Annotated in this window: 14 protein-coding genes; all 14 read left to right on the top strand. The window is 34.7% G+C overall.

Annotated features, from left to right (window positions below):
• The first annotated feature begins 7 nt into the window (after nt 1–7).
• On the top strand, nt 8–919 hold the full coding sequence (locus tag LBYS_RS19260; RefSeq protein ID WP_013407843.1) for a hypothetical protein: 912 nt from the start codon (nt 8–10) through the stop codon (nt 917–919).
• A gap of 89 nt (nt 920–1,008) precedes the next feature.
• The gene (locus LBYS_RS05275) at nt 1,009–1,290 is read left to right on the top strand and encodes a helix-turn-helix domain-containing protein (RefSeq protein ID WP_013407842.1); all 282 of its coding nucleotides are present in this window, start codon (nt 1,009–1,011) and stop codon (nt 1,288–1,290) included.
• Between the two features lie 39 nt (nt 1,291–1,329).
• On the top strand, nt 1,330–3,504 hold the full coding sequence (locus tag LBYS_RS05270; RefSeq protein WP_013407841.1) for a VapE domain-containing protein: 2,175 nt from the start codon (nt 1,330–1,332) through the stop codon (nt 3,502–3,504).
• 210 nt (nt 3,505–3,714) lie between these two features.
• Nucleotides 3,715–4,026 (top strand): transposase, encoded by a 312-nt coding sequence (locus LBYS_RS05265; RefSeq protein ID WP_013407840.1) that lies wholly within the window; start codon nt 3,715–3,717, stop codon nt 4,024–4,026.
• Nucleotides 4,023–4,835, top strand: a complete 813-nt coding sequence (locus tag LBYS_RS05260) for an IS3 family transposase (RefSeq protein ID WP_013407839.1) — start codon at nt 4,023–4,025, stop codon at nt 4,833–4,835. Before LBYS_RS05265 ends, LBYS_RS05260 begins: the two co-directional genes overlap by 4 nt.
• A gap of 171 nt (nt 4,836–5,006) precedes the next feature.
• The gene (locus tag LBYS_RS05255; protein ID WP_013407838.1) at nt 5,007–5,300 is read left to right on the top strand and encodes a helix-turn-helix domain-containing protein; all 294 of its coding nucleotides are present in this window, start codon (nt 5,007–5,009) and stop codon (nt 5,298–5,300) included.
• A gap of 27 nt (nt 5,301–5,327) precedes the next feature.
• Nucleotides 5,328–6,482 (top strand): DUF262 domain-containing protein, encoded by a 1,155-nt coding sequence (locus LBYS_RS05250; RefSeq protein ID WP_041824253.1) that lies wholly within the window; start codon nt 5,328–5,330, stop codon nt 6,480–6,482.
• A gap of 6 nt (nt 6,483–6,488) precedes the next feature.
• Entirely contained in the window at nt 6,489–7,637 is a 1,149-nt protein-coding gene (locus tag LBYS_RS05245; RefSeq protein ID WP_013407836.1) for an AAA family ATPase, read from the top strand.
• Between the two features lies 1 nt (nt 7,638).
• Nucleotides 7,639–8,226 carry a hypothetical protein gene (locus tag LBYS_RS05240; RefSeq protein WP_041823452.1) on the top strand — a complete coding sequence of 196 codons (588 nt, stop codon included), beginning with the start codon at nt 7,639–7,641 and terminating at the stop codon, nt 8,224–8,226.
• Nucleotides 8,227–8,258: 32 nt separating this feature from the next.
• Nucleotides 8,259–8,495 (top strand): hypothetical protein, encoded by a 237-nt coding sequence (locus LBYS_RS05235; RefSeq protein WP_041823451.1) that lies wholly within the window; start codon nt 8,259–8,261, stop codon nt 8,493–8,495.
• A gap of 10 nt (nt 8,496–8,505) precedes the next feature.
• Nucleotides 8,506–8,685 carry a hypothetical protein gene (locus LBYS_RS05230; protein ID WP_013407835.1) on the top strand — a complete coding sequence of 60 codons (180 nt, stop codon included), beginning with the start codon at nt 8,506–8,508 and terminating at the stop codon, nt 8,683–8,685.
• 5 nt (nt 8,686–8,690) lie between these two features.
• Nucleotides 8,691–9,257 carry an ABC-three component system protein gene (locus tag LBYS_RS18195; RefSeq protein WP_013407834.1) on the top strand — a complete coding sequence of 189 codons (567 nt, stop codon included), beginning with the start codon at nt 8,691–8,693 and terminating at the stop codon, nt 9,255–9,257.
• A gap of 1 nt (nt 9,258) precedes the next feature.
• Complete coding sequence (locus LBYS_RS05220; protein WP_013407833.1) at nt 9,259–9,765, top strand: ABC-three component system middle component 5; 507 nt, start codon at nt 9,259–9,261, stop codon at nt 9,763–9,765.
• Between the two features lie 22 nt (nt 9,766–9,787).
• A complete protein-coding gene (locus LBYS_RS05215; RefSeq protein WP_187287929.1) occupies nt 9,788–11,653 on the top strand; it encodes a coiled-coil domain-containing protein in 1,866 nt (621 codons plus the stop codon).
• Nucleotides 11,654–12,249: the final 596 nt, after the last annotated feature.

The following is a 12,249-nucleotide window of genomic DNA, read 5'->3' as shown; positions in this document are numbered from 1 at the left end:
TGATTGAATGATGCCAAAACGTTATCAAATAAAGCAAGTTGTTCAGTTTACAGAACAAACGACCGTTCCGAAAGAGCAGTCTGAAAATCCTTTATTTGATATTGTACAGGAAGAAATTAAAGACAATAGTGCTTACTGTCAGGAGCTTGTCAATAAATTATTCAGATTGCCTTATGCACAGCTTCCGGAATTCTTTGCCCATCACTGTAATTATGTTGCCGACCCTATAAAATGGCTCAATAAGTTTGAAAAACTGATTGCCGAAAATGAAGAACTGTTTGTCAGTTCTACCAATAGAAGTCGAATGATAAAGTGTTACACCATTATTGAAAGCAAAAGAAAGGAAATTGAATTTACCGGATATAAACACACCTTGGCTAAAATTCCAATGCAATATGTCAATGCAGAATGTGAAAAAAGATACTTCTCATTTAAGGAAACAAAACAAAAAGTTGAAGAGTTGAAAGATTATACAGACAAGATAATGTTCCTGACGAAAGAAAAATTTGATTACGAACAGGCAAGCATAGACTTTATAAATCCCAAACTACCCGACTACTCAAACCAATGTCAGAAAGAAATAGACCAGATACAGCATTTAAACCGTTTAACAAATGAATTTTCTGTTGAGCAAATGAACAAGAATAAAAACGGTATGCCATTCAACAAGCTCAAAATAAATTGTAATATCAATCAGTTAGTGGATATATTTTATCAGTTGCACAGGGAATTATTTACAGACGGCAAACCTATTATTGACGGTAATATAAATGATTTTGTTGCAGTCATAGTAAATTCATTCACAGATAAAGACGGCAGGGAATTAAATCCCGAAACAGTCAAGACAATGCTCACACCGTCAAAGACCGATAAACGTCCCAAACCACATAAAAGAATAGACATTGATAAAATGCTGTAAATAAATCTTGTCCCGAAAGACCAAGTACGGACATAATGACTTTTTTGCATTGCTGTCCTTTGCTTCCATAATCATAAAATTAGTTGAAAATGGAAGCATTTATTTTATCAAAAGACCAGTACACAGAATTGGTAGCAAGGTTAGACGAAATCACAACACGTCTTAACGCAAAGAACGAACCCAAAAAGGACACGTTTTTAGACAATCAGGAGTTTTTACAACTGATGAAAATTAGTAAACGAACTGCCCAGACGTGGCGGGACGAGGGGCGTATTTCATTCAGTCAGGTAGGCAACAAAATTTATTACAAGCTGTCAGACGTTGAAAAACTGTTGCAGGAACATTACAACAAGGCTTTTTCGAAGAAATAAGTCTAAAATCTAATGTCTAACATCTAACGTCTAATAAAAATGGTAGTAAGTATTTTTAAAAACTTCAATGAAGTGATAGAGAACCAAAAAATCATTGAGGTATTGAACGACATCAAAACAGGTAAGTATATCAATGTGATAACATACCTGCGAAAATCATTGAAAGAAAGCAAAATGGAAGCATACGAAAGGGCAAAGAAATCTTTGCCCGCTTTCACACCTTCCGCATCTTTCAAAGGTGGTAGAAAGTTAGAGTTTGTTACTGCATATACTCAAATCGTAGTATTAGACATTGACAAGCTCACAACGGAGCAACTGGATACAGCAAAGCAATTATCAAAAGAAACGCCTTATACTTTTGCTTCGTTTACCAGCCCATCGGGAAACGGTTTAAAAATCTTTGTTCGTGTCAATTCATCGCAGGAAAATCACAAAGAAGCGTTTATAACACTTCAAAAATTCTATGAAGAATTTTTATCGTTACCCATTGACAAATCAGGCAAAGACATTACACGTCTTTGCTTCGTGTCTTACGACACCGATTTGTATTTGAATGAAAATGCAACGGTATATCCTGTAATTTCTACGGAAGATTTAACGCCTTACATTGAGCAATCAGAAGAAGTAATACAGGAACACACAACCATTGCAAGCAATGGTTTACCCACAACACAATTCAATAATGATTACTTGACCGTTTACGAACATTGCGTAAGATTTACCGAGAAAAAAGAAAGCTATGTAAATGGTAATAGAAACAACTTTGTACATTTATTGGCTTGCAATCTCAATCGTAAAGGAGTGCCATTGCCTATGGCAATGGGTTATATCCTTTCTGATTACAACTACAATTTACAGGAAGTAACAGCAACCGTAAACAGTGCTTACAACAATACTCACGAACACAACAAAAGCACCTTATCCATTTCGCCAAATGGCGAAATTTCCGAGCAATCCAAAAGCATAAAATCATCTGAAGAAGAATCGGACGAGGAAGAAGAAAAACCGAGTTTCATTGACCGATTGGAGAATTTTCTAAACAACCGCTACAATTTTCGCTATAATACAGTTATGGGAAAATTGGAATACAAAACCGTAAAATCCACCATTTGGAAACCAGTAACGGATTTCGTTGAAAACTCAATCCTTCGTGAGATTTTAAAAGCCAAAGTAAAATGCAACATTAATACTTTGCGGAACTTGTTACACTCTGATTATTGCCAGCAATACGATCCTTTCAAGGATTATTTTGAAACCCTTCCCGAAAATGAAGATGAAACCGACTACATCACAGAGCTTGCCAACACCATTACCACCACAAAGCAGGATTTATGGCAGGTATGTTTCAAAAAATGGTTTGTCGCAATGGTAGCCTGCGTAACCAACGAAAAAGTAACCAACCAAACCGTAATCGTATTCAGCGGAAAACAAGGCGTAGGAAAAACAACGTGGATAGAAAAACTAATCCCAAAGCCGTTAAAAGATTATATGTTTTCGGGAACAATCAACCCAAACAATAAAGATACCTTGATACACTTGGCAGAATGTATGCTAATCAATTTGGACGAACTCGAAAACTTAAACCGTACCGAAATCGGTACACTCAAAGAGCTGATAACAAAAACGCATATCCGTATGCGTAAAGCTTATGGACATAACAACGAAACCCTGCCACGCAGGGCATCGTTTGCAGGCAGTGTAAACACCGCCCAATTTTTAAATGATACAACAGGTTCACGCAGATTTTTATGTTTTGAAGTGGAGCATATCGAGTACACACATAATATTGATATAAACTTGGCTTATGCCCAAGCAATACAGCTTTACAAAAACGGTTTCCGTTTTTGGTTCAACCAGGAAGAAATAAAAGAGATTAACCAAAACAACGAACAGTACCAGGCAAGAAGCCCCGAAGAAGAATTACTATTGACTTGGTTTGAAGTAGCAGACAGGGAAACCGCCAACAACTTCATAAACACCACACAGATAGCAGCCAAATTAGCCGACAAAGCCAAACTCAATGTTACAGACGGAACCGTAATGAAATTAGGAAAAGCATTAAAAAAATACGGTTACTTGCGATTATCCAAAAAGAACGGTTATGTGTATGCAGTAAAGGAACTAACCTGGGAAGAAGTCGAAAACAAGAACAAAGAAAAAGAACCTCTACCAAAGCCACCTGAACAATCAAGCATTTCGTTTGATAATCCCTAACGATACAGATTGCATTTGTTTACTTCAATTGGAGTGGATAAGTAGGATAACCTTTTTTGAACAAAAAGATTTTTCATTTTTTAGCTTCGCTAAAAAACAAGCCAAAACCAACCTAACAAGTGCAAACGGAAACCTGCGGTTTGATAATGGACCCCAGAATTAGGACAAGGAATTAAGTTTGAAAGATCAATTTTAATAACTTGTCATATTATGGGAAATACACGTAGAAAATTCAGTTCGGAATTCAAGAGCAAGGTGGTCTTGGAAGCCTTAAAGGAGCGACAAACTTTGTCGGAGCTTGCGTCATTATTTGAGGTTCATCCTCAGCAGATCACTAATTGGAAGAAGGAATTCATGGAGAAAAGTGCTCAAATTTTCGAGTTGAAGTCTGTTGGAAAATCAAGTGTTGAAGAACAGGAGAAGGAATTTCTTTATGCTCAAATCGGCCAGCAAAAAGTAGAAATTGAATTTCTTAAAAAAAAGTGGCATCAAATACAGGCCTCAAACAAAGGCGTGAAATGATCGAAGGGACGAATAAACTGCTGGGTATTTCTAAGCAATGCAGTCTATTGGGGATTCATCGCAGTGGTCTATATTACCGGCCCGTAGCAGAGCGTGAAGAAGATTTACAGCTTATGCTTGAAATTGATAAGATTTACCTCAAATACCCTTTTATGGGTAGTCGGAGGGTGGTAGATCAACTAACAAAGTTGGGCTTTCAGGTGAACCGTAAACGGGTGCAGAGATTAAGAAGACTTATGAGATTGGAAACCTTTTATCCTAAACCCAATACCAGTAAAGCAGACCCAGCGAAATATAAGTATCCCTACTTGCTAAAGAATTTAAAAATAGAAAAGATTAATCAGGCGTGGGCTGTGGATATCACCTCTGTCCCCATGAAAACCGGATTTATGTATCTGGTGGCAATAATAGACTTATATAGCAGATATGTGGTCAATTGGTCAATCGGCAACACTATGGATGCACAATGGGTAGGCAATTGTTTGTCAGAGGCATTTGACAAACATGGAGTGCCACAGATAATAAATAGTGATCAGGGAAGTCAGTTTACCTCAGAAGTTTACCTGGACTTACTGAAGGAAAAAGGGGTAGCCATTTCTATGGATGGAAAAGGTAGAGCCGTAGACAATATCTTTATAGAGAGGCTTTGGCGAAGTGTTAAATGGGAATATGTTTATCTTAATCCTGAAATCGATGGAGTGGCGTTGTTCAAAGGATTAACCCAGTGGTTTAAATTTTACAACCATGAGCGAAACCATCAGGGTATTGACATGGAAATTCCAGCAGAAAGATTTAACTTAGTAGCATAGAAAATCGGGTTATCCACAAGCAGGATAAGTTATCAACTCCCCCCTGCACCCCCCTATGTTAACAATAGTAATAATTGTCCTAAATGTGGGGTCCACTTAATATCCACTAAATGTTGCATTATTTTGCTTAAATTTGCCTTTATTTGACAAGTCGTAAAATGATAAATGGTTATGTCTAATCAATTTGGTGAGAAAATAAGAAGTTTAAGAGAGAGTAATGGTTTGTTGTTGAGGGAAGTTGCACCATTGCTCAATATTGATACGCCACAACTAAGTAAAATAGAGAGAGGGGAACGACAATCGAAAAAAGAGTATATAGAAATGTTTGCTCAAATTTTCAAGGTTGACATTAACGACCTTTTAAAAATATGGTTAGCAGACCAAATGTATAATGTTATTGAGGGAGAACCCTTGGCTAAGGAAGCGATAAAGGAACTGACAAGTGTAGTTAATAAATTGAAATAACGTAAGTAAAAAGAAATGCTGAAAGGTATGAAATCAGATAAAAATATAGAGGAAGCAATTGTGTTAGAAGATTCTTTTAATGAGGAAGTAGAGCAGGAACAAGTAGATGCTGATGAGGCTCTTATGGAAAAACCTTTTGACCCTACTAAAATCAATATTGAAACGAAAACACCATCTTTAGATACTCTAATTAAACGTATTGAGCGGAATGAAATACAGATGGACACTACTACATATTTTCAAAGACAAGATGATTTGTGGGATAAAACAAAACAAAGCCGTTTAATAGAATCTATTTTAATTCGTTTCCCTTTGCCAGCATTCTTTTTTGATGCTTCCGATGACAATAATTGGCTTGTTGTAGATGGTTTACAGCGTTTAAGTAGTATCCGAAATTTTTGTGTTACAAAAGATTTGAAACTTACAAATCTTGAATTTCTTACTCAATTAAATGGTAAGGGATGGAAAGACCTTAGTGGGGATTTAAAACGAATTATTGAAGAAGCACAGGTTGTTATTTATAAAATAATGCCCGGTACGCCTACGGACGTTAAGTTCAACATCTTCAAACGCATCAACACAGGTGGCTTAGTCTTAGAACCGCAAGAAATTAGACACGCCTTATTTCAAGGGAAACCTGCCCAATTCATTGCAGACCTTGGTAAAAATGAGGCATTTCTAAAAGCAACAGAGGGTAGAATAAAAACTCATCGTATGTTGGACAGAGACTTTGCCAACCGTTTTCTTGCTTTTTATTTGTTCGGCTATGAAAATTATAGCCCGGACTTAGATACGTTTATGAGTAAGGCAATGGCTAATATTTACAATATGTCGCAAAGTGAATTAGACAAAATAATTCACAATTACAGCGAAGCGATGATTGTTGCAAAGAAAATATTTAAGGAAGAGGCGTTTAGAAAAATACATAATGAATCTAAAAGGCTTCCACCAATAAATAAGGCTTTATTTGATGCTTTGGCTACACAATTAGCAGTATTAAGTCAGTCAGAAAGAGATGCCCTTGTGTCAAAAGGGAAAGTGTTTAAAAAAGGGCTTTATGATTTGCTAAATAATGATGCTTATTTTTTTACTTCTGTTACGAGTTCAACAGGTGATAAAAACAGAGTATATCACCGTCATAATGAGATAAAGAAATTAATTCATCAAACAATAGAATCTTAAATCAAGATGATACAGTCAGTCGAAATAAAAAATTTTAAATCCATAAAGTCAAAGTATTTTCCGCTTCGTAACCTGAATGTCGTTTTGGGTATGAATGGACAAGGGAAGTCTTCTTTTATACAATCATTATTGTTGCTTCGTCAATCTGAAAGGCTAAGTAGCGGTATTTTAAAATTGAATGGAGGAGATAGTGGTTTAGTGAATATGGGTACAACCAAAGATGCCCGTTATCAATACAGCAAAGAAAATGAAAATTTGAGTTTTGCACTTCAATTCAAAGGAACAGAACCTTACCTTATGGAGTTTGATTATGAGATTGATGCTGATGTGTTCAGACAAAAAAATACTTCATCCAATTATATTGCACAAAATCAAAAGGAAGCATTATTTACTAATAAGTTTCAGTATTTGAATGCTCAAAGGATAGAGCCAAAAGCAACCAATATGGGGAGCCATACAAGTGTTGTTGAAGCAAATGATATAGGTAAATATGGGCAATATACGGCACATTACATTGAATTAAGAAGTAACGAAGATGTGGTTTTTGAAAATGTATTACATAAAGATTCCAAAACTTATGATGAACTTACAAAAACAGAGACTATAAATAAAACCTTAATAAATCAGATAAATCTTTGGTTGGGAGAAATTTCACCAGGTGTTAATGTAAGGACTACAAAAGTTACTTCCGACCTTATTTTGTTGGAGTATGTATTTAAGCAACCAAACTTCGGAAATACCAATCGTTTCAAACCCGAAAATGTTGGTTTTGGGATTTCTTATGCCTTACACGTTGTTACAGCTTTGCTTAAAGCCAAACAAGGTGATTTGGTGATTATTGAAAATCCCGAAAGCCATATTCACCCAAGAGGACAGGCAGAATTAGGTAAATTAATTTCCTTAGTTGCCCAAAATGATGTGCAAATAATTATTGAAACACATAGCGACCATATCATAAATGGAATTAGGGTTGGAGTAAAAGAAAATCCTGTAATGAAAGACAGAACTATTCTTTTCTATTTCGAGAAAGTAGTAACGGATAATGAGCAATATTCAGAAATTACCAATATTGAAATAGATAATAAAGGGGAATTAAGCGAGTATCCGAAAAACTTGTTGGAAGAATGGAGTAATCAACTTTTAAAATTGTTATAGAATGGAGTTGATTTTTAATGAATTGTCTTTTAAACCATACATTGACAACGAAGCGTTGTTTAAGAATAAGTTTATTGAGATGCTTAGCACATATGGAAAATTAAAGGAAACTTTCGGTATCTCAAATTTGCTATTCCCAAGAGCTACATTTAATCATAATGTTTCAGAAGCATCAACCTTTATTCAATGGGTTTCGTCTTTAACAAATTCATCTGAAAGAAATAAGATTATGGCGTTTATCCGAACACCATTCAGCGAGGATATTTTAGAAGATGCTGAAGAAGACAAAACGAACAAGTATTACTATGAAAATGCAGAAATCCCTATAGAACAAGAATACTGCATTGGTTTAGGAATTTGCCACGCAAAAGAAAGAATAGCAATTAGTTTGAATAGTCATAATTGTTGGCAACCTCATATTCTTTCTTTCAAAGAAATAGTTGATGATGAATTTAATACAAAAGATGTTGAAGTGCATAATGTTTGTAAATCAGAACAAGAACTAAATGTAGATTTATCTGAAAAATTATTGTACTATGGCAAACTTGAACTTGTAGAAACTGATATTGAGCCTGAAAACAAAAAATAAAATTAAGTGGAGACCACCACGGTAACAATAAATTGGAAGCTTTTGCTAAAAAGTTGTTTCGTAGTAAATATGTTTTAGAAGTAATAAACAATATAGATTTTAGTCCTACTTCAGTGAATTTAATCAAAGAAAAATATTCTGATGGAACTATTGATGTTGTACTCTATTGGGAAGATGCAGGATATGGGATGAAAGTACAAACAACAGGGAGAAATTATAGAGAAACAGAGGAAATCGCTAAAATCTTAAAAAAAGAATTTGACAAATAATTGAAAATATATGGAATCAAATTTATCAATCATTGCAAGTATTTGCGGTATAGTAGGCTTTATTGTTAGCCTATTTGCAGTAAGTAAAGTTTACAAAATAGAGAAAAAAGTAAATGATAGTAATAATGTTTCCGTAAAGGGAAATACCAATATTGGTGGAGACTTTGTAGGGAGAGATAAGAAAAATTGATGCGAATGGATATTAACAAAGTTTCGCTTGAAAACACCAATGTTGGTGGTAAGGTTGTAGGAAACAACGACTATTCTCAAACATTCAATAATGTGTATGAGAGTTCTCGTTATTTCGAAGAATTGTATAAAAAATTTGAAGAGGAAAAAAACAACAATCCCGAGTTGAAAGAGTTTTGTGAAGAGTTAGATTATTACAATGCAAAAATTGACGGTGATGTTTTGGGGTTGGAAGAAAAATTGACATTGGGAAACAGAGAAAAAATTATTTTCTACGCCAAAAGTGCAAAAGAGAAATTTCATAAGAAGCTCATCAAAACTTCGCAGTATTCGACTGTCGGACAGGAAATAAATATTGCTATCTTAGCTAAAGTCAAAAGAGGATTTATGATGGAGGTATATACATTGATTTGCAATAATGCTCCGCAAGAAAATATTGATAAATTAATTACCGAAAGAATTATAAATCCTGTAAAACAAGAACTCGGCATAAACTTGTTTAAATACGATGAAGAAGATATTATGGGAATGATATTTTTTCTTACAGGTAACTGTCACATAAAATGGAATTAGTATGTTAGTTTATCATCCGGCATTTGATATTTATAATGGGGTATTTCGTATGCTCCAATTATTGACATTGATGAAGCAGGACGAAGTAGAATTGGACAAGTTAAGAATTTGGGATTTCTATTTAACATTTCCAACTGAAGCCCGAAATATTACCTTTCCACAATCACTTTCAGAATTGAAGAAAATTTTCAAAAAAGACAAACAAAATCCTTACGAAGATTTGATTGATTCGAAAAGAATATTTGAACGAATGCAACCTTTTCAAATGACAGCTTTAAAATCATTGGCATCTTATGGTTTGATTGATAATAAGCAGTTTTCTAAAGGTTGGGTTAAAAGAACAGAAAAAGAAATTCCTCAAGACTTATTAGGTAAATTAAATGAGCTTACAGTTGAAAAATCAAATATATTGAAATTGGTTCTTGGCTTTAATGAATTGCCTTTGTATGGTAAAACAGGATTGAAGTATAGAACAGGTTTATTAGAATTTAAGTATGACCCACGTTAACCCATCACTATTCCTAAACAGATTGATAATCAGAACGCATTCAAATAAGATTGCGTATGACCAACTATTTCATAAAGGGGTTAATATCATTCGAGGAAAGAATAGTTCGGGTAAATCTACCATTGCCAACTTTATTTACTTCATTCTTGGAGGTGATTTTTCTAATTGGACAACAGAAGCATTGAAGTGTAAAGATGTAATCGCAGAAGTTGAAATAAATGGAGCTTCAATTACCTTAAAAAGGAATGTTGTACAAGGCGGCTTGCAGCCAATGAGTATATTTTGGGGAAGTTATGAAAGTTCAACAAAAGATTCACTTAATTGGCAAACTTATCCGTACAAACAAACATCTAATCAAATCAGTTTCTCAAGTGTTTTATTTAATGCTTTAGATTTCCCCGAAGTAAAAAATGTTACAGACAGTAACCTTACTATACATCAAATTTTAAGGTTACTATACATTGACCAAGATACACCTACCCAAAGTCTATTTAGATTTGAAAGATTTGATTTGCCACTAACAAGAGAAGCAATAGCTGAAATACTATTAGGATTTTACGATGATAGCTTGTATAATCTAAGATTAGAACTAAAACAGGCATCTAAAAACTTAGATGATAAGGAACGTGAATTTAATAGTTTGAATAAAGTTTTTTCAGAATCGGGTGGCTTTAAAACAGTTGATAGTATTGTAAAAGAAATCAATACAACAACAAAGGCAATCGAAGCCATAAACGCAAGTATTGTTGATATTAGGCAAAAGATAAGAATAGTAGCAACAAAAAGAACCGAGTTAAGCGTTGAAAAATTACAAAGCGACCTGTCATCTATAAAAAATGAAGTTCGCAATACGAAGTCTTTAATCAATCAATATGAAGTAGAAATTGCAGATTCGACTCTATTTGTTTCTACTTTGGAGAAAAGAATTACAGAATTAAATAATTCTCTTTTAACTAAACAAGTGTTGGGAGAATTACCATTAACCCATTGTCCCCAATGTTTAAGTGAACTCAAATCCGATGTTCAAGAGGGAAATTGCCATTTATGTAAAGAACCTTTGGTCGAGGAAGCAGAAAAAGCTAATGCCAAAAGGCTTCTTCAAGAAATGGAATTGCAGGTAAAAGAATCGAAGAGTTTGCTTCACGATAAGAAATTAAAATTGTTAGAATTAACAACTTCTCTTCCCAAACAATTAGAAACGGCAAGAGCTTTACAAAGAGAACTTGATATTGTTGTTGAAAATAATCAATCTACCCGAGACCAAACAATAGATAATTTACTCATAGAAAAAGGTTCTTTAGAGCGGAAAAATGAATATTTGTCCCAACAGATTAAAAGCGTAGAAATTTTAGAAGCATTAAAAAGAGAAATAGTAGAGTTACAAGCTTTGATTAAAAGTCATTCATTAGAGATTAAGCAAAAAGAACAAATACAACAAAACCGTCAACAAACAGCGTTATCCAAAATAAAGGAAATTACACTTTATATTTTGAAGAATGACCTTGAACGACAAGCAGAGTTTAAACACGGCAAACGTGTAGAAATTGATTTTTACAAGGATACATACTCTTTAGATGAGAGTAATAATTTTTCTGCGAGTTCAAAAATATATTTTAAGAATGCCATTCTATTTGCAATCTTCTTTGCAAGTCTTGAACTTAACTTTTTCAGATACCCAAGACTTATTCTTTGTGATAATATGGAGGACAAAGGAATGGAAAAGGAAAGAACACAAAACTTTCAAAATCTTATAACCCAACTTTCAGAAAAAGCAACAGTCGAGCACCAAATTATTTTTACAACTTCAATGATTTCTGATGAATTAGATAACACAGCATATTGTGTAGGAAACTATTACGATATTTCAAAGAAAACATTAGATGTGTAGATAAACGGCAAATAATTTTTAATCCACCCAGCCAACGCACAAAAAAATACGGCTTTAGCCAGGCAGCCACCGCACAAGTCCAACGCTTCGCCTGTCTTCTATGGCATTGCCGCCGTTTGCATCTGTCATACTTTTTGCGTTGTTTTTTGCCAACGCACAACAGCACATTGCCATCCTCGTTCCTGCGGTTGCAAAGATCTGTACCAATGCGAAAAAAAAAACAAAGCAAAAAGACACTTCACTCCAACCACCACCACCGTTCCGTTTATGCCAGTATGCAAAACGTCGGAAGCTAAGTTACATAATGTGGCATTATAGGTTCGCTTCGCACAGCCTTTTCCCTTGCTTATGCAAGCATCCAACCGCACAGGCTGTCCTATAATAACATTATGTAAAATATCCAATACCATAGTCTTCACCCCGAAAAAATATCCCACCGCACAAATGCCAACGCTGATATTTTTCGGGGTTCAGAAGCCGTATTTTTTTTTCCAACCGCACCCACCCATTGAGCCACAGCACCCCACCACCCATTTCAGCGGTGCAGTAAAAAAGTAAAGCATTGATTTGTTGTTTTGCCGATGTGCTGAATAAAG

The organism is Leadbetterella byssophila DSM 17132 (assembly GCF_000166395.1).
Classification (GTDB): Bacteria; Bacteroidota; Bacteroidia; order Cytophagales; family Spirosomataceae; genus Leadbetterella; species Leadbetterella byssophila.
This window is presented reverse-complemented; position numbering and strand designations above follow the sequence as displayed.